The organism is Staphylococcus sp. FSL W8-0305 (assembly GCF_037966415.1).
Lineage (GTDB): Bacteria > Bacillota > Bacilli > Staphylococcales > Staphylococcaceae > Staphylococcus > Staphylococcus aureus.
The window spans coordinates 27,449-50,178 of record NZ_CP150198.1; the positions used below are offsets into that span (position 1 = coordinate 27,449).

At 28.5% G+C, this 22,730-nt stretch carries 22 protein-coding genes and 4 pseudogenes; 18 read left to right on the forward strand and 8 right to left on the reverse strand.

Features of this window, described 5'->3' with window-relative positions; translation table 11 throughout:
* Positions 1–138: 138 nt before the first annotated feature.
* Positions 139–1,425, reverse strand: a complete 1,287-nt coding sequence (locus NST10_RS00170; protein ID WP_001068528.1) for an aminotransferase class I/II-fold pyridoxal phosphate-dependent enzyme — start codon at positions 1,423–1,425, stop codon at positions 139–141.
* 199 nt (positions 1,426–1,624) lie between these two features.
* Between NST10_RS00170 and NST10_RS00175 the strand changes: the two genes are divergently transcribed.
* The 7 genes from NST10_RS00175 to pmtD all read left to right on the forward strand — a co-directional run bounded on the left by NST10_RS00175 (position 1,625) and on the right by pmtD (position 5,962).
* Complete coding sequence (locus tag NST10_RS00175) at positions 1,625–1,723, forward strand: hypothetical protein (RefSeq protein ID WP_000990056.1); 99 nt, start codon at positions 1,625–1,627, stop codon at positions 1,721–1,723.
* 241 nt (positions 1,724–1,964) lie between these two features.
* Complete coding sequence (locus NST10_RS00180; RefSeq protein ID WP_000681966.1) at positions 1,965–2,141, forward strand: hypothetical protein; 177 nt, start codon at positions 1,965–1,967, stop codon at positions 2,139–2,141.
* Between the two features lie 257 nt (positions 2,142–2,398).
* On the forward strand, positions 2,399–2,779 hold the full coding sequence (locus NST10_RS00185) for a GntR family transcriptional regulator (RefSeq protein WP_000691584.1): 381 nt from the start codon (positions 2,399–2,401) through the stop codon (positions 2,777–2,779).
* Positions 2,776–3,672 carry a phenol-soluble modulin export ABC transporter ATP-binding protein PmtA gene (gene pmtA, locus NST10_RS00190; protein WP_000991315.1) on the forward strand — a complete coding sequence of 299 codons (897 nt, stop codon included), beginning with the start codon at positions 2,776–2,778 and terminating at the stop codon, positions 3,670–3,672. The genes NST10_RS00185 and pmtA overlap by 4 nt, the downstream gene beginning before the upstream one ends.
* Positions 3,673–4,353, forward strand: coding sequence for a phenol-soluble modulin export ABC transporter permease subunit PmtB (gene pmtB / locus NST10_RS00195; RefSeq protein WP_339210466.1), 681 nt, complete (start codon positions 3,673–3,675; stop codon positions 4,351–4,353). It begins immediately after the preceding gene.
* Positions 4,350–5,222 carry a phenol-soluble modulin export ABC transporter ATP-binding protein PmtC gene (gene pmtC, locus NST10_RS00200; RefSeq protein WP_000763048.1) on the forward strand — a complete coding sequence of 291 codons (873 nt, stop codon included), beginning with the start codon at positions 4,350–4,352 and terminating at the stop codon, positions 5,220–5,222. Before pmtB ends, pmtC begins: the two co-directional genes overlap by 4 nt.
* Positions 5,222–5,962, forward strand: a complete 741-nt coding sequence (gene pmtD / locus NST10_RS00205) for a phenol-soluble modulin export ABC transporter permease subunit PmtD (protein ID WP_339210470.1) — start codon at positions 5,222–5,224, stop codon at positions 5,960–5,962. Before pmtC ends, pmtD begins: the two co-directional genes overlap by 1 nt.
* 63 nt (positions 5,963–6,025) lie before the next feature.
* Here pmtD and NST10_RS00210 read toward each other — a convergent pair whose 3' ends face one another.
* Positions 6,026–6,589 (reverse strand): thioredoxin family protein, encoded by a 564-nt coding sequence (locus NST10_RS00210; protein ID WP_000182842.1) that lies wholly within the window; start codon positions 6,587–6,589, stop codon positions 6,026–6,028.
* Between the two features lie 120 nt (positions 6,590–6,709).
* Here NST10_RS00210 and NST10_RS00215 point away from each other — a divergent pair, with 120 nt between their 5' ends.
* From NST10_RS00215 to NST10_RS00225, 3 genes are read left to right on the forward strand one after another with little or no spacing between them, the layout of a single operon-like run.
* Entirely contained in the window at positions 6,710–7,234 is a 525-nt protein-coding gene (locus NST10_RS00215) for a membrane protein (RefSeq protein ID WP_000966288.1), read from the forward strand.
* Positions 7,235–7,293: 59 nt separating this feature from the next.
* Positions 7,294–7,851 carry a DUF1700 domain-containing protein gene (locus NST10_RS00220; protein ID WP_001033968.1) on the forward strand — a complete coding sequence of 186 codons (558 nt, stop codon included), beginning with the start codon at positions 7,294–7,296 and terminating at the stop codon, positions 7,849–7,851.
* Positions 7,848–8,690, forward strand: coding sequence for a DUF4097 family beta strand repeat-containing protein (locus NST10_RS00225; RefSeq protein WP_000713064.1), 843 nt, complete (start codon positions 7,848–7,850; stop codon positions 8,688–8,690). The genes NST10_RS00220 and NST10_RS00225 overlap by 4 nt, the downstream gene beginning before the upstream one ends.
* A 56-nt stretch (positions 8,691–8,746) precedes the next feature.
* Here NST10_RS00225 and NST10_RS00230 read toward each other — a convergent pair whose 3' ends face one another.
* Positions 8,747–9,787: a C45 family autoproteolytic acyltransferase/hydolase gene (locus tag NST10_RS00230; RefSeq protein WP_001188074.1), complete on the reverse strand. Its 1,041-nt coding sequence runs from the start codon at positions 9,785–9,787 to the stop codon at positions 8,747–8,749.
* A gap of 450 nt (positions 9,788–10,237) precedes the next feature.
* Here NST10_RS00230 and NST10_RS00235 point away from each other — a divergent pair, with 450 nt between their 5' ends.
* Entirely contained in the window at positions 10,238–10,411 is a 174-nt protein-coding gene (locus NST10_RS00235) for a hypothetical protein (protein ID WP_000267034.1), read from the forward strand.
* 56 nt (positions 10,412–10,467) lie between these two features.
* On the opposite strand, the pseudogene NST10_RS00240 reads toward NST10_RS00235, so the two are convergent.
* Positions 10,468–10,773: pseudogene (locus NST10_RS00240) on the reverse strand (YolD-like family protein); the annotation flags it as partial.
* Positions 10,774–10,956: 183 nt separating this feature from the next.
* Here NST10_RS00240 and NST10_RS00245 point away from each other — a divergent pair.
* The 4 genes and pseudogenes from NST10_RS00245 to NST10_RS00260 all read left to right on the forward strand — a co-directional run bounded on the left by NST10_RS00245 (position 10,957) and on the right by NST10_RS00260 (position 15,883).
* On the forward strand, positions 10,957–12,069 hold the full coding sequence (locus tag NST10_RS00245; protein ID WP_002485872.1) for a tyrosine-type recombinase/integrase: 1,113 nt from the start codon (positions 10,957–10,959) through the stop codon (positions 12,067–12,069).
* A gap of 2 nt (positions 12,070–12,071) precedes the next feature.
* Positions 12,072–14,135: pseudogene (locus tag NST10_RS00250) on the forward strand (tyrosine-type recombinase/integrase).
* 8 nt (positions 14,136–14,143) lie between these two features.
* Positions 14,144–14,509: a DUF6262 family protein gene (locus NST10_RS00255; protein WP_000410574.1), complete on the forward strand. Its 366-nt coding sequence runs from the start codon at positions 14,144–14,146 to the stop codon at positions 14,507–14,509.
* A 4-nt stretch (positions 14,510–14,513) separates the two neighbouring features.
* Positions 14,514–15,883, forward strand: a pseudogene (locus NST10_RS00260) (hypothetical protein).
* Positions 15,884–15,925: 42 nt separating this feature from the next.
* Here the strand turns inward: NST10_RS00260 and NST10_RS00265 are convergent.
* Both NST10_RS00265 and blaZ read right to left on the reverse strand, forming a co-directional pair.
* On the reverse strand, positions 15,926–16,336 hold the full coding sequence (locus tag NST10_RS00265) for a YolD-like family protein (protein WP_000612779.1): 411 nt from the start codon (positions 16,334–16,336) through the stop codon (positions 15,926–15,928).
* A gap of 313 nt (positions 16,337–16,649) precedes the next feature.
* A complete protein-coding gene (gene blaZ / locus NST10_RS00270) occupies positions 16,650–17,495 on the reverse strand; it encodes a penicillin-hydrolyzing class A beta-lactamase BlaZ (protein ID WP_002485875.1) in 846 nt (281 codons plus the stop codon).
* Between the two features lie 106 nt (positions 17,496–17,601).
* On the opposite strand from blaZ, the gene blaR1 reads away from it, so the two are divergent.
* On the forward strand, positions 17,602–19,359 hold the full coding sequence (blaR1, locus tag NST10_RS00275; RefSeq protein ID WP_002485867.1) for a beta-lactam sensor/signal transducer BlaR1: 1,758 nt from the start codon (positions 17,602–17,604) through the stop codon (positions 19,357–19,359).
* On the forward strand, positions 19,349–19,729 hold the full coding sequence (gene blaI / locus NST10_RS00280) for a penicillinase repressor BlaI (RefSeq protein WP_001284658.1): 381 nt from the start codon (positions 19,349–19,351) through the stop codon (positions 19,727–19,729). The genes blaR1 and blaI overlap by 11 nt, the downstream gene beginning before the upstream one ends.
* Before the next feature lie 87 nt (positions 19,730–19,816).
* Here blaI and NST10_RS00285 read toward each other — a convergent pair.
* Positions 19,817–19,918 (reverse strand): annotated as a pseudogene (locus tag NST10_RS00285) (hypothetical protein); the annotation flags it as partial.
* 270 nt (positions 19,919–20,188) lie between these two features.
* On the opposite strand from NST10_RS00285, the gene NST10_RS00290 reads away from it, so the two are divergent.
* Entirely contained in the window at positions 20,189–21,217 is a 1,029-nt protein-coding gene (locus NST10_RS00290) for a beta-propeller fold lactonase family protein (protein WP_000181322.1), read from the forward strand.
* A gap of 119 nt (positions 21,218–21,336) precedes the next feature.
* On the opposite strand, the gene NST10_RS00295 is transcribed toward NST10_RS00290, so the two are convergent.
* Positions 21,337–22,716: an aldehyde dehydrogenase gene (locus tag NST10_RS00295; protein WP_001021224.1), complete on the reverse strand. Its 1,380-nt coding sequence runs from the start codon at positions 22,714–22,716 to the stop codon at positions 21,337–21,339.
* Between the last annotated feature and the right edge of the window lie 14 nt (positions 22,717–22,730).

The following is a 22,730-nucleotide window of genomic DNA, read 5'->3' on the forward strand; positions in this document are numbered from 1 at the left end:
GTATAAAACTAATTAGGTATAGCGATTAATAAGTTGCTGAATAAAATATATCTTATGATGCTTTGAAAGAAGGAATAATTTTAAAAATAAAAAACCAATAATCCGAGTCATACACATCGGATTATTGGTTGAAGTTAATTATCTTAAGTCATCAATTGCTTTAGCAATTGAATCAAATACATGTGGGATATCGTCTTTTTCTACACAACTAAACGCAATACGAATATCTGTAGCATTAAGTGCAATGACACCAATAGAATACTTGTCAATTAAATGCTTGCGCAATGCTTCAGGGTCAACATCATGAACTTTTATTGCCATAAAGTATCCAGAGTTAAAGTCATATGCTTGCCAATGTGAATGATATTGATCAGCATAGACAACTTCCTTAGTGACTTCATAGCGTTCTTTTAATGTTTGAATATTTTGTTCGATTTCTTTATCGAATTGTTTATTATTTTTTAATACATGCTTAACAGCGCTTTGTGTTGGAAGCGGTCCACTAGAAATGTTGCTTCGTATAAGACCTTTTACTTTGGCTTCTAAAACTTCTTTAGTTGTTTGATCAGACGTTCCAAATGTCATAAATCCAACACGGAATCCCCATGCGAAAAATTCTTTTGTTGCCCCATCTAAACGAATAGGTAATATTGCATTTGAATGTAAATTAGTTAATGCAGTAAATAATGATTGAGTATACACATCTTCATAGAATAAACCATAGTATGCATCATCCACAACAGCTATAACTTTTGTACCTTTATTAGCTAATGCTTTAATTGCTTCGACGATCGTAGTCACTTCTTTATGCGTAGGTGTGTAACCTGTCGGATTATTAGGATAATTTAAAATCATAATGACTTTATCTTTATTGTATGATTGTAAAGCTTCTACTAGTGAATCAGTAGTATAATGCCCGTCTTTATCAAAGATAGGATATGTTTGAAGGTTTGCACCATTTCTTGTATTGAAAACAAGTTTGTAATTACCCCAATTATGCTCTGGTAACAAGATAGTGTCATCTTGATTTACAAATAAATCGCCAACTAGAGATAAACCATGTGTTAATGCATTCGTAACAATTGGTCGTGACATGTTGTCGATTGATAGCTCTGGATTGTCACGCAACATTTTTTGTTGCCATAAATCACGTAATTCTTCGATGCCTTGTGGTGGCGCATAAGGGAATATTTCATCTGGAGTTAAATCATTAAACATTGCATCTAAAGATGATGCAAACATTTTTCCGTCTTTATTTGTCGCCATACCTATAGTTGCATTATATGTTGTACTCTTTGCTTCAGCAGATTGAGATAAAATGCCCTTTGGATAAAACATATTTTGACCTAAGTCAGATAACATTGCAAAGGCAGTTGCATTTGACTGTTGAAGTTGTTCATTTAAGCTTTGGGCTAAAGGATTCATAATTGCTTAACCTCTCTTTAAAAAAATTGTATGCCTATATATTATCTTCAATTATACCAAAGATAAAGTGTTGTTGGTGAATTAACGAATAATATGTAAAATCCGCTACCAAAATACGAACACATGTTCTGTTTTTGTGTTAGAATAGGTGTAGGTCATCCTTCAGTATGATACTTTAGTCGAACGGAGGTGTAGTGTAATGATGTGGTGGCAAGAAGGGATGATGACACTTATTACAGGTGGCTTACTAATTATTTTTCGGCTTTGGTTAGAACTGAAATGGAAAAATAAAAAATGATCCTACACACATAAATAACCCCAAGTCTGCTGGTACCAGACTTGGGGTTGTGTAGTATAATTCTGTGGATACACTTAAATAATATCATTGAACACAATATATCGCAATCAATAATCATTTTGAATGCATAGTTTTGTTGTCATGTAAGCCAATGAGAGATTGGTTATATTACACTATACAATATATTAAGTTATGATAAATCTTTATATTTGTTATAATGTCGATGTTGAGGTGAAATAAATTGAAACATCTAACAAAAATATTTGTAGCATTAGCAATTATTTTATTTATTGTTGGTTATTATTTACAAGCAACAAACCATGAGAGCCAAGGTATAAAACTATTATTGGCAGCAATTATGTTTATGATTTGTGCTTTTATAAGTAGAAGTAATGATCGACGTAAAAATAACAAATAGAATTGACTGTTTTAAACGACTGTTCTTAATGACGCGACAATCACCGTCAAAGTATAAGAATATTCGTTTTGACAGTCTTTTTTATTGAAGTAGACAATGCAAGATTAAATGGTAGAGTCATTTCATTTTATTCAACTGCTAGTAATACAATACCCAGTGTTATTTCTGAAGACTGGTTGATAATGAAACATGCATATTTACAAAACTGTGTATATTGTGTATATTGTATATATACAGAAGGTGATAGGGGGACGTTGATGAAAATAATTTTAAAAAACAATAGTGATTTTCCGATTTATGAACAGATTAAGCAACAAGTAAAACAAAATATTTTAAAGGGACATGTTGCTCCTGGAGAGCATTTGCCATCAATGAGGGAACTTGCCAAAGATCTTCAAGTAAGTTTAATTACTACCAAACGTGCTTATGAAGATTTAGAGAAAGATGGGTTTGTTACCACAATTAGAGGAAAAGGGACCTTTGTTAAGGAGCAAGATAGTTCTATTTTAAAAGAGAAACAATTTTTTACCATTGAAAATTTGGTTAAAGAATTGGTTAATGAAGCGCAAGCCATCGAAATGTCACTTGAGGAACTTCAAGATATTTTAACGTTCATTTATGAGGAGGAATCATCATGAATGCCATAGAAGTAAGTAATGTTAATTATTCAAGTGATCAGTTTAATTTAAAGAATATCTCTTTCAAAGTTCCTCAAGGATTCGTCACTGGTTTTATTGGTAGAAATGGCGCTGGTAAAACCACAATAATAAGGTTAATTATGGATTTGTATCAACCACAAACTGGTGTTATTAGAGTATTAGAAGAGGATATGGCTCTCAATCCGATAGAGTTAAAGAATAGAATTGGGTTTGTTTACGCTGAAAATTATTTTAATGAGAGATGGACTACGAAGCAACTTGAAAAAATGATTGCCCCTTTTTATCGTAAATGGGACCATCAAGTATTTGAATTTTATCTTGAAAAGTTCGATTTACCAATCAATAAATCAATAAAAACATTTTCGACTGGCATGAAAATGAAATTATCATTAGCAGTTGCATTTTCACATCATGCTGAATTGTATATTTTTGATGAGCCTACTTCAGGTCTTGATCCCTTAGCTAGAAATGAACTATTGGAGATAATTCAGCAAGAATTAATTGATGAAAATAAAACAATATTCATGTCGACACACATTATCTCAGATTTAGAAAAAATAGCTGATTATATCATTCACTTAAGTGACGGTGAAGTTATCTTAAATGGTTCAAAAGAACAACTGTTACAAAGATATCAAGTTGTGAGTGGTGCAATTGAGGACCTTGATGATGAATTAGCATCTCTACTTATTTTTGAAGAACATAAGCGTACAGGATTTATAGGATTAACAGAACATGCGCAAGTATTTAAAGAAATTTTAGGTCATAAAGTGAATATCACTACACCTTCTATTGAAAACTTAATGGTTTATCTTGAAAAGAGAAAACCTAAATATCATGAAAACATCAAATTGATGGAAGAAGGTTTTTAAATGAAGGCATTGTTAATTAGGAATTTTAAATTACGACGATATACACTTATCATCTATGTTCTATTATTAACCTTATATCCTTTTTATATAATGCTTGACTCAACAAAGTTCTTTTACCTATTGCAATCTTTTATAAGTCCAACAATATTGATTATTTGGATTTTAGATGCTGGTCACTTATTTAGACTCAATCGTAGATTAGGTGGTAATGATTCATATTATTTTTATATGAGTTTACCTGCGTCAAAAAAACAATTGCTTAATGCGAACTATATTACATGCATTGTTTTAACATTAGTTGGAACGCTTGTTATTAGTTTATATGCTTATGAAGCAGATGTGATTGAACCAAATTCAATTTATTTTTCAACTGCATATGCATTTGTCATATCTAACTTCTTGTCTATACCAATTGCATTTAGTCAATTTACAGAATTGCGCAGAGTCAAAGTGCCCTATGGTATATACGTGTTTACTATTATCATTTTAGTTCCATTTTTATTTTCAATTGCAATAGTGTTGGTGAATTATTTTGTTCTAAGTCAATCATCATTCCCAGATCTATATTCATATATTTTAAATATTGGTTTTCTAATTATAAGCATTGTTATACTTATTGTTAATTATTTTAAACAGCTTAATAAAATAAATACTAGAAAATTTAAAGGAGGCAGTCGATGAAATTAGAACATATTACAAAAAAATACGGCTCAAATGTCGTTTTAAATGATATTGATTTTGACTTTGGCGATAGTAGAATTGTTGGATTAATAGGGAAAAACGGTGTTGGTAAAACAACCGTTATGAAAGTAATGAATGGTAATATTATTAAATTTGATGGAAAAGTAGATATTGATAATGCAGATAATATCGGTTTTTTAATTGAGCATCCTAAATTATATGATAATAAATCAGGATTGTATAACTTGAAATTATTTGCACAAGTATTAGGTAAGGGTTTTGATAAAGCATACACAGACAAAATTATAGATGCATTTGGTATGAGACCTTATATTAAAAAGAAAGTTAAGAAATATTCAATGGGGATGAAGCAAAAGTTAGCAATTGCAGTATCTTTAATGAATAAACCTAAATTTTTAATCTTGGATGAGCCTACAAATGGTATGGATCCAGATGGCTCAATTGATGTGCTGACTACAATTAAGTCTCTAGTAAATGAACTTGATATGAGAATTCTAATATCAAGTCATAAGTTAGAAGATATTGAATTAATTTGTGATAGAGCTGTATTTTTGAGAGACGGACATTTTGTTCAAGATGTAAACATGGAGGAAGGTGTTGCATCTGACACAACGATAGTTACTGTTGATCATAAAGACTTTGATAGAACTGAAAAATATCTTGCAGAGCATTTCCAATTACAAAATGTCGACAAAGCAGATGGACATTTAATGATCAATGCACAAAAAAATTATCAAGTTATACTAAAAGCATTATCTGAATTAGATATTTATCCGAAATATATTGAAACACGTAAAAGTTCATTGCGTGATACGTACTTCAATATAAATCAAAGAGGTGATAAATAATGAGAATTTTAAATTTAGTTAAGTATGATTTTTATAGTATATTTAAAAGTCCTTTAACATATTTAGCGATACTAGTCGTATCTAGTTTGATTGCAACGCAAAGTATACTTATGGCAAATTCGATGGATAACCCGAAACATATTATTGTCTATGGATCTGTATTTGCTGCAGCAAAATGGTTATTGTTAATAATTGGATTAATGTTTGTTGTTAAGACAATTACGCGTGATTTTTCACAAGGTACAATCCAACTATATATGAGTAAAGTTAAAACACATGTTGGATACATTATTTCGAAAACAATTTCAATTATTTTAATTTCAATATTATTTGCATTAATTCATTATGTGATTTTGATTGTTGTGCAGGCATCTAGTAATGGGGAAAATTTGGCGTTTTCTAAATATGTAGATAATTTATGGTTCTTCCTAATCTTTTTACTATTCTTTGGCTTGTTTTTATTCTTAATCACACTTGCATCACAAAAAACAGCAATGATATTTTCATTAGGTGTATTTTTAGTACTTATTGTACCGTTTATTAAACCATTCATTACATTTATTCCAAGATATGGTGATAAAGTTTTAGATGCTTTTGATTATATCCCTTTTGCTTACTTAACTGATAAAATGATTAGCTCTAACTTTGATTTTAGCAATTGGCAATGGGTAATTTCATTAGGTTCTATAGTGATATTCTTCATTTTGAATATCTTATATGTCGCTAAAAAAGACATTTAATAAAAAATTTTGAGGTTGGGAATTTTAAATTTTCCCAACCTCAAAGTTTGTCTTATTGTAAATTTATTTATTTTCTAATTTGTTTAGGATGGAATTATAAACTGCTTTCCAAAATGAAGCGTCAGTTTTATAGCGATTTGATATAACTAAGTGTGTTTCTTTTTCTAAATCTGCATAGTCTGGATGATCTTTGCTCGGTAATTTATCGGCACGAACATCAGTTACAAATTTTTGGACTTCATTTGCTCTTGGTCCCCAAACTGTTTCTTGTTCGAATTGATCATTCAAGAATACGAAGATAGGAATTGCACGTGATTTACCATTTGTTAAATATTGATCGATCAGTTTTGTATCATCATCTCTATGGAACACGCGCACTTCTAAATTTAATGCTTCACTGATGTGTTTTAGAATTGGGAGATTCATCATTGCATCTCCACACCAGTCTTCAGTAATTACTAATACTTTAGAATAATTCATCTCTTTTATTTTTTTGATGCGTGAATCATCTTCTGGTAACTCAAATGATTGATAGATACTGAGAACGGTATCTTGATTTGTCTTCATTCCATCAATGTATTCATTTAAGGGTTGGCTATTTTTGAAATAAGTTTCTAAATTTGTCATTGTAAAAACCTCCTTTAGCATTTACAACATTATACCAATTTATAGTAATAAAAGGTAATGAAATAAATTAATTGCAAATTCTTTGTTAATTTTTGTTAAGGATGAAACGGGAAGCACCTTATGCTATATTTAAATAAGTACAAAGAAAGGGTGACATCAGTGCGTATTCAAAATCGCTGGGTTGTGTTTATATTATTTTTAATCTGTTCTTTTGGTGTATTAATTGGTTTATATCAATATCGTCATACGAAAACTGTGGATTTGTCTAATCTTGAAATAAACGATATTAAATTAAATGAGAAGTTTGATAAAAAAGGCTATGAAGTAAATAAAAAAATTAAGTTTGATCGTTTTAAATTTTATAACAGTAAAGCTCACCCTGACCTTACCGTTAAAGTGAGAGAAAAGGATAACATCGTTAAGGGGATAATATTAGTAAGAGATGAAAAGATACATACTAATTTTGATGGAGGAATTGGTTCGCCGATAAATAACGCGATTGAAAATCTTGGATTCGGATATAAAAGAACAAAAGTTGGCAATGATTTCTCATCGGTAAAGTATATTGATAGAGATAACCATTTAAAATTAAACTTACTTTATCAAGATTTAGAAATTAAACGTATTGAATTTTTTAGTAAATAGCTTTAGGTCTTAAAGTTATAAAAAACGAATGAATAATTTTATTGGGATGAGTGACCTATATGAACAAGATTACTTATTTAAATGAATTAGAAACAGCACTTGATGCGCTACCTAGGCATTTAAGAGATCAAAAAATGTATGAATATGAACGTTATTTTTATGAGCAAGAACTTAATGGCGTTGATGAAGAGGAAATTTTAAAGAAGTTAAAAGACCCACAAGATGTTGCAGCTGAAACAAAAGCTAGAAGTGTTATTGATTATGCTGAATCTAAACCAACTTTTGAAAATATTTCAAGAGCTGTTGCTGCTTCATTAAGTTTAGGCATTCTATCTATTTTTGTCATCCTTATACCAGTATCTATAGTTGGATTATTTGTATTAGCATTATTTTTAATATCACTTTTGCTGCTGTTTTGTCCAATTATTTTATTAGCATCAGCAATATCCAGAGGAATTGTAGACTCAATTAGTAATGTATTTTTTGCCATATCATATTCAGGATTAGGATTAGTATTTATCATTGTCATATTTAAGATTTTAGAATACATTTATCGTTTAATCTTAAAATATTTACTTTGGTATATTAAAACTGTCAAAGGAAGCGTTAGAAAATGAAGAAATTCTTTTTTATTGGGCTTTTAGTGTTTGTTGTCTTTTTTACAGCAGCAACCATTATTTGGTTCAGCTATGATAAAAACAAATATGGTACTAAACAATATGATAAAACATTCAAAGACGATGCTTTTGACAATGTATCTATAAATTTGGATAGTACAGAACTTCGTATAAAGCGGGGGAATCAATTTAGAGTTAAATATGATGGTGACAATGATATATTAATTAATATAGTAGATAAGACGTTGAAGATTAGTGATAAAAGGTCTAAGACAAGAGGATATGCAATTGATATGAATCCTTTTCATGAGAATAAGAAAACGTTAACGATTGAAATGCCTGATAAAATGATTAAACGTTTAAATATATCGTCTGGAGCAGGAAGTGTTAGAATCAGTGATGTTGATTTAGAGAACACAAGTATTCAAAGCATTAACGGTGAAGTAGTTATTAAAAACTCAAATCTTGACGCACTAGATTCAAAGACAAATAATAGTCCTACTTATATTAGTAAAAGTAACATTAAAAATAGTAATATTAAAGTTGTTATTGGTATGCTACAAATCGACAAGAGTCAAATTAAACAATCCATATTTTTAAACGATCATGGTGACATTGAATTTAAAAACATGCCATCAAAAGTAGATGCAAAAGCTTCTACTAAACAAGGAGATATTCGTTTTAAGTATGATAGTAAACCTGAAGATACTATACTGAAGCTAAATCCGGGAACGGGTGATAGCGTAGTTAAAAATAAAACGTTTATTAATGGTAAAGTTGGGAAAAGCGATAGTGTTTTAGAATTTTATACGATTGATGGTAATATCAAAGTTGAATAAATAAAGGATGTAAGCACCGATATTAGGAAGCATAATTTCTCTAATATCGGTGTTATTTATTTGTTGGCAAAAGTTAAGTCGGTATCTATATTGCCAGTAAAGTGAGTGATATTAAGGTCTTGACCATCTAACCATGATTTGAAATCTATTATTTCTGGTGGCGCATTTTCTCCCAATGTAAAATATGCAGTTAATGTTTCAGGGTGATACATTGATGTATGGATGGTACCAGACCAGCTTTTGAATAGTTTACTGTAAATTTCATACTGAGGATTGTTGAATAACTTAAATGCTGTAGTCATATCTAAATTATCATTAGTTTGTGAAATGGTACGCGCTAGTCTTTCTTTAGATTCTTTTGTATAATTGCGATTTTCATGTGTTAATATTTCAAAATGATTTGTACATATATTATCATAACGAACATCTATTGATCTCGGCGTCACTTCAACAATTGCATGGTTCAATGATTTGTCCATCAGTATGTAGCTAAATGAGCTTCTGTGTGGTATTTCTTTCAATAATTGGATTGCTTCTGTTACATTTCGGCAATTTTCAAGAATTAGACGACCAATCATATAACATACAAAACCATTTGCTGGTTTCTTCCGGTGCATAAAGTTATAGCCCATAGTTAATCCTGACTCATTCATACCATCCATTCTTCCAGTTACCCTTGATACAGGACCAATTTGAGCTAAACCGCTATCTGTAGGTTGATATAGTAAGTAGCGTCCATCATAAGTTGCAGGGTGGTAATCGTAATTTCTAACCATGAAGTCTTTGCCTTGAAAGACAGTGCAACCACTTTCTTTTAAATCGGTAAAACGATAATGTCCAAAGTTTAAAATAATTTGACGTGTTGGCATTTTGAGTATACTTTGTAGTCCCATTAATTCTTCCCATATTTGAGGTGCGTAAGTTTGGAATATTTGATAAGTTTCATTTACATCTATATCGAAACGTGGGACACGTTTTTTCCATTCTTTTTCTCTATTTTTTAGAAGAGGTGTTTGTTGAAGCCATTTACCAGTTTTAACACCTAACTCGAAATGTGAACCTCTAAAAGTCATAATATCTGATGTCACTTGTTGCATATCATCGGCCCCTTTCTTTTTAGTTGTAATATATTGTAAATAAATAGTAATCGTATGTATATTGAATGTCATGTTAAATAAAGTTATATTTTACTAAATGAAATATAAAATTGTTTGAGGTGATTTCTCGGTGTATAAGACTTATCAATCTGTTAAAACATATTTTTATAGATGGTGGGGATATTAAGTTAAAAACTTAAAATCATCTTATCATAAATAACAATCTTAAGTTAGCATTCACGATAATAGTCATTGTTAACATTAGCATATAAGGTCATGTCACGTTGAAACAGAGGTTCCTCGGCATTTTTGAAAATAATCATTAGCTTGCTCGCTATATAATTTGATGAATATATTTCGTAAAAGTGGGTATTTATTTAATGATTATTCTATATATGATAGTATAATGAAATGTAGATAGGTATTTAATTTAACAGAGGTGAAATTGAGATGTGGAATTTTATTAAATGTGTGTTTAAATTCGTATTTAGCTTAGTTGCTATTACAACATTAGTTGCTGGTGTTGGTGTAGTAGCATTTGCTTATATCTTTAAAAAAGATTTTGAAGATATTGAAAGAAAAACTAAAGAAATTATTTCTGATATCGAAAGTAAAAATAACTAATAACATTTAGGCAAGGACAATATTGATTGTTCTTGCCTTTAATTATGTTCAAAGCATTAAGGTAACAAGACAATATCTAAGATATCAAAGATAGAAATTTTTTGACGTTGTTGCTGATTGTAAACATAACCATCAATTTCATAATTAATAGCATCAATACGATAAATGGTTAAGCGTACTGAATCTACAAAGCCATTATTATAAAATTTAACTTCTACAGGTTGGGCATATTGTAGCGCCTCGTGTAGCCGAATGTTTAGCTCAGCCAATTGATCATCTGATAATACAGGACGTGTAATTTTGTTTTGGTCGATAATGTATTGTTGAATCGTTTCGAATTGTTCGGGTAATGTTGCAAAAGGTTATATATATGTTGAAGAATATAGACTATTTTGTTTAAAATGAATCATATTTTAAGAAAAAATGAACAAAGTAAAAATATTAAATAGTCTTTTTTTATTACGTGTAATAAGTTTAATATGTATGATGTAAAAAGAATTTGAATAGTGTATACTTATACTATTAAAATTAGAAATGAGATTATTATGAAAATAGTAGAAGTAAAATCTAAGAATGGTACCAATTTTATGATTTTAGATGGTAATAATGAACCTATAGTAGATGCAGTAAGATATTTGAAGTATCTGGATAGTGTTAAGAAAAGTTTAAATACCAAGAAAACCTATGCTTATGCACTAAAAAAATTTTTTGTTTACTTAGAAAGTAAAAAGATATGCTATAAAGAAGTTAGTTTTGATAACTTTGTTGATTTTATAAGATGGATGAAAACACCTTTTGAATATGAGAATGTCCTCTCTTATCACCGAAAAGAAAAAAGCATTAGTCCTAAGACAATTAATCTGACTATGACTGTAGTATCTAATTTTTATGATTATCTCTATAGGAGTAAAAAATTAGATGTTAATTTCTATGATTTTATGCATATGGAAAGTAAATACTCTAAAAAATATAAAAGTTTCATGCATCACATAAATAAGGACTATAGAACGTTGAAAAATATTTTGAAAGTTAAAGAACCAAAGAAAAAAATAGAAGTGTTAACTAATGCGGAGGTTAAGAAATTATTAGAGGAAGCTAATAATATTAGAGATAAATTCTTAATACAATTACTATATGAAACCGGATTACGTATAGGTGAGGTATTATCATTACGTATTGATGATATTAAATTTGACTTTAGAAAAGGCCATCAAATAGTTTTGAAAAATAGATTTAATGATAATGGTACTTATTTGAAAACTGGGGAAAGAAAAATATTTATTTCCCAATCGTTAATTGATTTATACGATGATTATGTCTACGAAATAATTGACGAACTTTCAATATGTTCTGATTATCTTTTTGTAAAAATAAAGGGGAGAAATGTAGGAGAAGCTATGAATTATAGTGATATATATTCATTATTTAAAAGGCTAAAACATAAAACATCTATAAATGTTCATCCTCATTTATTTCGCCATACACATGCAACTGTTTTTTATAATGAAACTAAGGATATAAAACAAGTTCAAGACAGACTTGGTCATAGTAATATACAAACGACTATTAATTTATATGTTCATCCCACTGAAGAAGATATACGTGAAGATTGGAATAAAGTAAAGCATCAATTTCAAGTTTTTAATAAAGGGGAATGACTATGTCAATACCAATTAATTTACCTACAAACAGTACTATGATTAATGAATTATGTACATTACAAAGTAGAACCATCAATATAAAAGGAGAGGTTTTAATAACTGAAATATATGATGATTACTTTTTTTAAAATGATGAGTGGCACATTACAGCTTTTAACAAATTCAAGCAATTTCAAGATAGTATCAAGAACTATAGAGACAAAAGAAAAAATGTTTTCTTTAGGATTAAAAGTAAAAATTTGAATTTAGAATTTAAATACCTTTTTTTGAAACTGATAGTTAAAGAGGATTGGTCCTTATCTAATTTATTTAATACTGGAGCAGTAAAGCTTAATAAGATTGCTAAGTTCTTTAATGAAGTTTATCCAAATTTAAATTCTTTACTTGATTGTGATATAAATACATTAGAAAAGCACTGGTTTAATTGGCTGACTGAAAATAATATACCAATAAAAAGAAGATCATCAACAATAGTTTTTGGTGATTATGAATACAAAAGCGGACTGGCTTCTTTTTTAAAGAATATGTACATTAATCTAATTAAGTTCATTGATAAGCGAGAAGAATGGGAAAAAGATAAATGGGATATTAGAAATTTAGAAAAATATGGATTGAGTTATAATAAAACACTAACTGGCAATTATTTAAACTTTGAAAAAATTGAGTCAATTAAAATGCGAGAATTAGCAAAAAAATATTTAAAAAATCGTTTGATAACTGGTGATATAGCATTTGCTACAGCAAGGTTTTATATAAGAGTTTTAACTAGGTTTTTTCAAAATATATCTAAAAATAAAGAAACAAGGAATAGTTTAAATGAACTAGATAGATGTCATATCGAAGCATATATAGAATTTTTGTTTGAATATGCAGCTAATAAAAATTTGCAAAGTACTAAGAATTTTGTGAGAGAAGAATTAAAAACAATTAGAAGGTTCTTAAACGATATTATAACTCAAAACTATGCTATAGCACCGTACCAAGATATACGATTTTTAATTTATCCTCAAGACTTACCTAAACACGAAAAGAAAAATAGTAGCCAAATTGATTATATCCCAGATTTTGTATTGGAACAGCTTTTTGAGCATATAAATGATTTGCATAAAGATTTAATACCTGTAGTTTGGATAGCTTTTAAAACAGGATTAAGAATTTCTGATGTATTGACATTACAAAATAATTGCCTTGCAAAAGTTAATGGAAAGTATTCAATAATCACAGATATTGCTAAAACTTTTGTTAAAGGACATAGAATACCAATTGATAATAAATTAGCTGATATAATAGCAGTTTTAATAGCCGATTCTAAAAGTAAAAGTACAAAAGATAATAATCCTAATAATTATATTTTTGCTATTTATAAAGGAAAAAGAAAGGGAATGCCCTTTACACAACATATGGTCAGAGCACACTTAAATCATTTATCAAAGACTAAAAATATTATTGATGAACAAGGAGAAATCTTCCATTTCAAAACTCATCAATTTAGACATACCTATGCAGTAAAATTGTTAAATGGTGGAGCAGATATATTAACGATACAAGAATTATTAGCACACTCCTCACCAGAAATGACTCTAAGATATGCTAAGTTACTTGATGATACAAAGAGAAAGGCTTTTGAATCAGTTATTGATCAAGGAGCTTTTAGTTTTGATGTTGACGGTAAAATTAAAAATATACAGCATAGTAGTGAACTATCTGAAAAAGAATTGAATTCTTTATGGCAAGAACATAAATTAAACGCAATGGACAATCCTTATGGCACTTGTCATGCTAGATTGAGTGGTGATTGTCCATACATGGAAGCTCCGCCATGCCTGACTTGTAATTCTGGGAAACCATGTAAGGATTTAGCTATTGGATTTTCTGATTTAGATGTTGAAAAATATGAATTACATATCAAATCAACGGTCAAATCTATAGAATTAGCTAAAAATAATAATAGACAAGATATGGTTGAAAAGCATATAAATATATTAAATAAATATGAAGAAATACTAGGTAATATAAAAGATGGAAACATTATATTCGGGAGAAGTAATAGAATAAAAGTATAGAGGTTAAGATGGAAAAATTTAATAGACAAGAACAATTAAAACAGTTGCATGCAGAACGAAAAGTTAAAACCGAGAAAAAAGTTGATAAAGCAATAAATGATTTAGTTCAAAAAAATAAAGAAATTAACTTTAACATCGTTTCTAAACATTCAAAAGTTTCGAAAGCTACATTATATAAAAATAATAAAATTCGAAAGAAAATAGAGAAGTTACGTGAACAAAACAGAGAAATATTTGTTCATAAAAATAAAAATGACGGTAAAGATGCGTTAATCTCCTCTTTAAAAAGAAAAGTAAATTCTTTAGAAAAAGAGAAAAAAATGTTGAAAGAAGAAATTAGCGTTTTATATTCTAGGCTATATGAGGATATTTAAAATAATGGACAATAAAATTGAAAAGATTCTAGAAGATATTAATAAATTACAAGGCTATAAAGTAACATATCAATATGCTACTGCTATAAATATAAAAGATAATAACATGAACCCTTGGTTTGAAAAAATTGAGGAAATTCTATTGAATGTAAAAGGAGTTATACGCATTTTATCTCCTGACAACCCCCCGGTAAATTATGATTATTGGATTTTACCTGGAAGATATAAAAGACATACAAAAGAATATCACGAAAAACTAGAAAAATTTTTAGAAAAATTTGCTACTAATGCAAATATTAATGATGGATTGTTTGATCAAAATAATATACATGGATACAAATATAAAAAATATATATTCACTCCACATATTGAAATTACTCATGAGAACACTTTGAATTTATTTTTTTAACCTTAACTATATTTAACAATGGTACATTTGTTATAGAAATCATTGAAGACTTAGAGAGTATAAACTTTGGAAGCGACTTGTATAGTACTTTCTCATGTGTAAAAGATAAGATATATCCTCTAATTAATCAAGAAAAAAATAATAGACAAAGACAGTATCAATTGTATGGTAATAGACATTGTAAAAATATTAGAGATGTTTCTAGACAAATTAATAGAATTATAAAAATTAATAGTAAGGATATTTTTGAATATAAAGTATCTAAAAATATGGGTTTTGAAGTTTATTATTTAGCTAATGAAAATGAATTTACTGATGATCCTTTCTATGAGGACGTGAAGATTCAAGAGTGGTTAGTAAATGCGCCTATTTTTTCATTTGAAGGAAAAAGTAAACATTTTAGGCAAGATGGTTATAGCGATAATTATATAAACTTCTTGAATAAAGCATCTGTTTTTGTAGTTTGGATGGATGAGCAAGAAGGAGATGTTTTAGAAAAATGTTCTCAAATGGCACTTTATTTCAATAGTTCTGCTAATTTCTTTTTCTTAGAAACTATGTTAAATGAATTACAATTGTATGGGTATCAACAATATAATTTAAATGGAAAAAAAGAAGCCCTATATTTTAGACAATGGATACTAAATTTCAAGAGATCTATTGCAATTATTTATAGAACAGAGCTTTTACCTAGTTTATATTTATATTTGTATCTAAAGAATAATAATGATTTTAAATCTCCACAATATATTGAAGAATTAAACAAAGAAGAATTATCACTAATTGAATTGGAGCAGTCATATAAGGAAGAAGAAAGAAGCGAAAAATTAAATAAACTTTTGTTAATAATAAGTCTTTTATCAATTTTCCAAGTAGTAGAAATTTTTTTCAGTGATAAAAATAATATATTTAATATCAGTATGATACTTATAATGATTTTGCTAGAAGTATTTCGAAAAAGGTAATTATAAGAACACTATTTAAACTTTTTAAAAGTTTAAATAGTGTTAAGTGATACTACAAACGTTAGCATTATTTAAATTATATATATTATTGTTAGTATCAGAAAAGGAAAATGTATTACTAATTTCATCCTTTTTTAAAATTTTTCCTGTATATTTTGAAATGTTACCGTCTTCCCAATATGAGATTGTACATAACTCATCATTTTGAATTTTTATTTGAAAAATCTGATCTAAATTATCTAATGAATCATGTGTTAGCAATGGTTTTTCTATTTTATTTTGATCCTTTATAATTTGTTCTAAAATTTCAAACTGTTGCGGGAGAGTCGCAAAAGCTTGCCATTTGATTTTTCCACGCCCTTGAGGGATTTTAGGGTTTAAATATTTTCTTGGTATTTTTCTATAATCAGTTTCATATTTATATTCATCTGGCGCATTAGGATTTGGAATCATGTTTACCACCTCATCATCATTGTAGAACGTATGTTCTTTTTTGGCAAGGATTATATAATTTTTTAATGTGATTAATTAATTAATTTAAAATAAGTTATTTTCTATATGGAAAAGTTGAGTAAGATTATCGAGCATTTATAATTATAGTAACTGGAATTATGATGTTTGGTATGTTAATAATATTTTCTCTTTTAAAAAATGTGAACATAAAAAAATAGAACATATATAATTATAAATAATATATATGTTCTTCGATATTATGAAGTTTTATGAAAGATAGAATTATATCAGTTTTTGTAGTACATTTAGACTATTAAAATTTGTTTATTACATTCTTGGCGGTTTCACTTATCAATTTATCATTAGGTTTATCACTTTTATTGTCTTTATTCGTAAAAATGACTAAAATAATAGGTTCAGATTGGTTCTTAGGATAAATAAAAGCTACATCATTTCTAGAAGCATATGTTATTGCTTGACCACTTTTATCAGCAACCTTATAGTCTTTTGGAACACCATCTTTAATTAAAGTGTCTCCGTTTTTATTATTTAACATTAAATCAAGTAAGAAATTTTTATTTTTTTTGCTTAATTTTCCATTTGCGATAAGTTTATTTAAAGTCTTGCCGAAAGCAGCAGGCGTTGAAGTATCTTTTTTGCTCTTTGGTGAATAGTAATTTAATTCTATTTCATATCTAACTGGATTTGTTACTTTATCTCCCAATTTTTTTAAACGTTTTTTAATTTTTTTGATTCCACCGATTTCGTTTATAATTTTGTTGTTTGCTGTATTATCACTATACTTCATTGAAGCCTCAATAAGTTCTTTTAAAGTGATATCTTTTCCTACATATTTTTCTAAAATAGGAGAATAAGCAACTATATCATCTTTGTTAATATGTACTTTTTTATTTAACTTATTATAAGATACTTGTTCTAACAAAATAGCACTATTTATCGCTTTTGAAGTTGAAGCATAGGCAAATCTCTTATCGGCATTAAATTTTACTTCCTTACCACTTTTAGTATCTAATGCATAGACACCAATATTAGCATTATATTTCTTTTCTAAATTATTTAACTCTTTAGCATGTGAACTGGTTGAATTACATGCACTTAAAACTAAAGCAATTGCAATTAAAAGTATTAACTTTTTCAAAATATACCCTCCAATATTACAGTTGTAATTTCTATAAATCAATAATATTACAATTGTAATATTCGCGTCAATAGTTTATTATAAATATTTGAAAGAAGGTGTTGAAATGGCTAAGTTATTAATAATGAGCATAGTAAGCTTTTGTTTTATATTTCTATTGTTATTATTTTTTAGGTACATATTAAAACGCTATTTTAATTATATGTTAAATTATAAAGTTTGGTATCTAACTCTTCTTGCAGGATTAATTCCTTTCATCCCTATTAAATTCTCTTTTTTTAAATTTAATAATTTGAATAATCAAGAGCCCACAGTTGAAAGTAATTCACACAATTTGAATCCTAACATAAATACCACTAAACCTGTTCATGAGTTTACAACAGACATCCATAAGTTTAATTGGGATTCAATAGATAATATCTGCACAGTTATTTGGATAGTTTTAGTTATTATTTTAAGTTTTAAATTTTTAAATTCTTTATTATATCTTAAGTATTTAAAGAAACAGTCACTTTATCTAAATGAAAAAGAAAAAGATAAAATAAACAAGATACTTTTCAATCATCAATATAAAAGAAATATTGTGATTCGAAAAGCAGAATCTATTCATTCTCCAATAACTTTTTGGTATGGAAAATATATTATTTTGATTCCCAGTTTATATTTTAAAAGTATAAATGACAAAAAACTAAAATATATAATATTGCACGAGTATGCTCATGCTAAAAACAGAGATACTTTGCATTTAATTATCTTTCATATTTTTTCTATTGCTATGAGTTATAATCCACTAATACAAATTGTAAAAAGAAAGATGATTCATGACAATGAAGTAGAAGCCGATAGATTTGTCCTTAATAATATTAACAAAAATGAATTTAAGTCTTATGCGGAAGCTATTATGGATTCCGTATTAAAAACCTCATTTTTCAACAAAAATATATTAAGCCATTCATTTAATGGTAAAAAATCATTACTCAAAAGAAGATTAATTAATATAAAAGAAGGCAATCTGAAGAAGCAGTCAAAATTAATTCTAATTTTTATTTGTATTTTTACTTTTTTTATCATGATAATTCAAAGCCAGTTTTTAATGGGGCAATCCTTAACTGATTATAATTATAAAAAGCCCTTACAAAGCGATTACCAAATTTTAGATGAAAGTAAAAATTTTGGTTCAAATAGTGGATCTTTCGTTATGTACAGCATGAAGAAAGACAAATACTATATTTATAATGAAAAAGAAAGTAGAAAAAGATATTCTCCTGATTCAACTTACAAAATTTATTTAGCACTGTTTGGACTTGACCGTCATATTATAAGTGATAAAAATTCACGTATGTCATGGAATCATAATCATTATCCTTTCGATTCTTGGAATAAGGATCAAGATTTAAATACGGCAATACAAAACTCAGTTAATTGGTACTTCGAACGTATTAGTAATCAATTATCAAAGAACTATACTTCTGATCAACTCAAGCAATTAAATTATGGTAATAAAAATTTGGGAAGTTATAAAGCCTATTGGTTGGAAGATAGTTTGAAAATATCTAATCTTGAACAAGTAATAGTTTTAAAAAATATGATGGAACAAAATAACCATTTTAGTAAAAATGAAAAGAAACAATTATCTTCTTCGTTATTGATTAGAAAAAATGAAAATTATGAATTGTATGGGAAAACAGGTACAGGTATAGTAAACGGGAAATATAATAATGGGTGGTTTGTAGGTTACGTAATTACAAATCATGATAAGTATTATTTTTCTACACATTTATCAGATGAAAAAGCCTCTGGTGAAAATGCTAAATTAATAAATGAAAAAATATTAAAAGAAATGGGTGTTTTAAATGGCCAATAAGCAAGTTGAAATATCTATGGCTGAATGGGATGTTATGAATATAATATGGAATAAAAAATCAGTATCAGCTAATGAAATTGTAGTTGAGATTCAAAAAAATAAAGAAGTTAGCGATAAGACGATTAGAACATTAATTACAAGACTATATAAAAAAGAGATTATAAAACGATATAAATATAATAATATTTATTTTTACTCATCAATTATTAAAGAAGATGATATTAAAATGAAAACTGCTAAAACCTTTCTTAATAAATTGTATGGAGGGGATATGAAAAGTTTAGTGCTTAATTTTGCGAAAAATGAAGAATTAAATAACAAAGAAATTGAAGAATTGCGAGACATTTTAAATGATATTAGTAAAAAATAAATAGATATAGGGTTCAAACATAATACATATATAAATTATGTTTGAACCCTATTAAATTAGATTTTTTATGAGATTAGTACATATAATAAATGGAGCCCATTTAATCATGCCTCTTCCCATAGGTATATTGTTATCTAGTAATTCTCTTGGAACGTTACGATAATCAGTTTCTTCTTCATAACTTGTCATCCTTAATTCACCCCAATCTGATAATTACATTATACGAACATGTGTTCTATTTTGCAACAAAAATTTTGTGGAAGCATAAACGCGTTAATAATTAATGCTCGGGTAAGTAAAAAAGAGGGATTAATTAAAATCGAATAATGACACATCACCAGCAAATAGTTCTTTTAAAGTAGTTAAACAGTTTTAGCTTTAAGGAAATGATAAATGATTGTTAATTCTAGCTAAAATTTAATAAAATGAAAATAAGACTAACATGGAGGGGTAAAAGTAATGACAAATGGATATATTGGTTCTTACACTAAAAAGAATGGTAAAGGGATTTATCGTTTTGAATTAAACGAAAATCAGTCACGTATTGATTTATTAGAAACAGGATTTGAATTAGAAGCGTCTACATATTTGGTGCGTAATAACGAAGTTTTATATGGAATCAACAAAGAAGGAGAACAATGCGGTGTTGCGAGTTTGAAAATTGATGACAATGGTGAATTGCATTTATTAAATAAATGTTTGTCTTCAAAAGCTGGTACAGGTTGTTATGTATCGATTTCAGAAGATAAACGATATTTATTTGAAGCGGTATATGGAGCTGGCATCATACGTATGTATGAATTAAACACGCACACAGGTGAAATTATACGTCTAATTCAAGAACTTGCGCATGATTTTCCAACAGGTACACATGAAAGACAAGATCATCCACACGCACATTATATTAATCAAACTCCAGATGGTAAGTACGTTGCAGTAACAGATTTAGGTGCTGATCGTATCGTTACTTATAAATTTGATGACAACGGGTTTGAATTTTATAAAGAATCTTTATTTAAAGATAGTGATGGGACAAGACATATTGAATTTCATGATAATGGAAAATTTGCTTATGTCGTACACGAATTATCCAATACTGTGAGTGTTGCAGAATATAATGACGGTAAATTTGAAGAGCTCGAGCGTCATTTAACAATTCCTGAAAACTTTGATGGAGATACTAAACTTGCAGCAGTGCGTTTGTCTCATGATCAACAATTCTTATATGTATCTAATAGAGGGCATGATAGCATTGCAATTTTTAAAGTTCTTGATAATGGTCAACACTTAGAACTAGTAACAATTACTGAAAGTGGTGGTCAATTCCCAAGAGATTTTAATATTGCCTCATCAGATGACCTTTTAGTTTGTGCTCATGAGCAAGGAGATTCAGTTGTAACTGTTTTCGAAAGAAATAAAGAAACAGGTAAAATTACGCTATGTGATAACACTCGTGTAGCATCTGAAGGTGTATGTGTCATATTTTAATCTTTAATTAATCATGATAAAAAGAAAACCATGTTTCCAAAAAATTTGTGTATACCTTGAAATTTATTGTTTTCAAGAACATCAAATTATGGAAGCATGGTTTATTTTTGTCTCAAAAATTAATTTTTAAAGAAAGCTTTGATGTATTTAAATTTACCTTTATATGGTGGTAAATGGACACCTGATTCTAATCGTGTAGATTTGAAAATGTAGCTTTTTTCATGTGTAAAAGTGTCAAATGAATATTTACCATGATAGCGTCCCATACCTGAGGCGCCAACACCACCAAATGGTAATTTAGGATTCGCTAGGTGCATCAATGTATCATTAATAGCGCCGCCGCCAAATGATAACTCGTTTATTACACGCTGCGTAGCATTTTCATCTTCGCTAAATAAATATAAACTCAAAGGTTTTGGTCTTTGGTGAATAAAGGCTATTGCTTCATCCAATGACTGATACGTTAAAATCGGTAAGATAGGACCAAAAATTTCTTCTTGCATAATTGCTGAATCATTTGTAACGTGATCTAACAATGTTGGTTCTATATAACGTTCATCCTCATCACTATGACCACCAAATACAATATTCATTTGTGCACTGTTAAGTAATGACGTCAGACGATGATAATGTTTAAGGTTTACAATGCGGCCATAATCTGGACTTTGTTGTATATTTTGACCATAAAATTCACGCAACGTTTTTGATAGGGCTGTGATTAAATCATCTTTTACAGATTCGTGTACTAAAATGTAATCTGGTGCAACACATGTTTGGCCGGCATTGGTGAATTTCCCAAAACAAATGCGCTCACTGGCAACTTTAATATTCGCTGTTTCATCAACGATGACTGGAGATTTACCGCCCATTTCTAATGTCACAGGAACTAAATTTTCGCTGGCAGCTTGATAAACGATTTTGCCTACATTTTCACTTCCTGTAAAGAAGACATAGTCAAAAGGTAAGTGAATTAACGTTTGCGTTTCTTCAATTCCTCCTTCAATAACTTCAATGTAATTTGCATCAAATGTTTCATTGATTAATCGTTTAATCACTCGTGCAACATTTGGTGTCAACTCAGATGGTTTAATAATTGCTGTATTACCTGCTGCAATAGCACCGATTAAAGGTTCGAACACTAGTTGAAAAGGATAGTTAAATGGTGCAATGATCAAAACTGTTCCATAAGGTTCTTTTTTGATATAGCTTTTTGTTGGAAATAAATATAAAGGTGTGTCTACATTTTTGGTTTTAGTCCAGTTTTTAAGTTCCTTACGGGCATTTTTGATACTTTTCAAAGTTATGCCAATTTCAGTAGCGTAAGCTTCGACTTTATTTTTTCCTAAATCTGTATATAGTGCTTCTAAAATATCGCTCTCGTATGATTTAATAGCTTTGCTTAACTTCTTTAATTGCTCTTTTCTAAAACTAATATCTTTAGTTTGTTGTGTATTGAAAAAAGCTTTACTGTCATAAAATTTTTGCTCAATGATATTCATAATGAAAAGAACCT

What these genes read in the sequence shown, in the direction of transcription:
- NST10_RS00295 (WP_001021224.1), bottom strand. Translation starts at nt 22,716, where the DNA reads ATGAATATCATTGAGCAAAAATTTTATGACAGTAAAGCTTTTTTCAAT.
- NST10_RS00185 (WP_000691584.1), top strand. Translation starts at nt 2,399, where the DNA reads ATGAAAATAATTTTAAAAAACAATAGTGATTTTCCGATTTATGAACAG.
- NST10_RS00245 (WP_002485872.1), top strand. Translation starts at nt 10,957, where the DNA reads ATGAAAATAGTAGAAGTAAAATCTAAGAATGGTACCAATTTTATGATT.
- blaR1 (WP_002485867.1), top strand. Translation starts at nt 17,602, where the DNA reads ATGGCTAAGTTATTAATAATGAGCATAGTAAGCTTTTGTTTTATATTT.
- pmtA (WP_000991315.1), top strand. Translation starts at nt 2,776, where the DNA reads ATGAATGCCATAGAAGTAAGTAATGTTAATTATTCAAGTGATCAGTTT.
- NST10_RS00235 (WP_000267034.1), top strand. Translation starts at nt 10,238, where the DNA reads ATGTGGAATTTTATTAAATGTGTGTTTAAATTCGTATTTAGCTTAGTT.
- NST10_RS00210 (WP_000182842.1), bottom strand. Translation starts at nt 6,589, where the DNA reads ATGACAAATTTAGAAACTTATTTCAAAAATAGCCAACCCTTAAATGAA.
- NST10_RS00175 (WP_000990056.1), top strand. Translation starts at nt 1,625, where the DNA reads ATGATGTGGTGGCAAGAAGGGATGATGACACTTATTACAGGTGGCTTA.
- pmtB (WP_339210466.1), top strand. Translation starts at nt 3,673, where the DNA reads ATGAAGGCATTGTTAATTAGGAATTTTAAATTACGACGATATACACTT.
- blaI (WP_001284658.1), top strand. Translation starts at nt 19,349, where the DNA reads ATGGCCAATAAGCAAGTTGAAATATCTATGGCTGAATGGGATGTTATG.
- pmtC (WP_000763048.1), top strand. Translation starts at nt 4,350, where the DNA reads ATGAAATTAGAACATATTACAAAAAAATACGGCTCAAATGTCGTTTTA.
- NST10_RS00220 (WP_001033968.1), top strand. Translation starts at nt 7,294, where the DNA reads ATGAACAAGATTACTTATTTAAATGAATTAGAAACAGCACTTGATGCG.
- pmtD (WP_339210470.1), top strand. Translation starts at nt 5,222, where the DNA reads ATGAGAATTTTAAATTTAGTTAAGTATGATTTTTATAGTATATTTAAA.
- NST10_RS00255 (WP_000410574.1), top strand. Translation starts at nt 14,144, where the DNA reads ATGGAAAAATTTAATAGACAAGAACAATTAAAACAGTTGCATGCAGAA.
- NST10_RS00225 (WP_000713064.1), top strand. Translation starts at nt 7,848, where the DNA reads ATGAAGAAATTCTTTTTTATTGGGCTTTTAGTGTTTGTTGTCTTTTTT.
- NST10_RS00215 (WP_000966288.1), top strand. Translation starts at nt 6,710, where the DNA reads ATGCTATATTTAAATAAGTACAAAGAAAGGGTGACATCAGTGCGTATT.
- NST10_RS00230 (WP_001188074.1), bottom strand. Translation starts at nt 9,787, where the DNA reads ATGCAACAAGTGACATCAGATATTATGACTTTTAGAGGTTCACATTTC.
- NST10_RS00290 (WP_000181322.1), top strand. Translation starts at nt 20,189, where the DNA reads ATGACAAATGGATATATTGGTTCTTACACTAAAAAGAATGGTAAAGGG.
- NST10_RS00265 (WP_000612779.1), bottom strand. Translation starts at nt 16,336, where the DNA reads ATGATTCCAAATCCTAATGCGCCAGATGAATATAAATATGAAACTGAT.
- NST10_RS00170 (WP_001068528.1), bottom strand. Translation starts at nt 1,425, where the DNA reads ATGAATCCTTTAGCCCAAAGCTTAAATGAACAACTTCAACAGTCAAAT.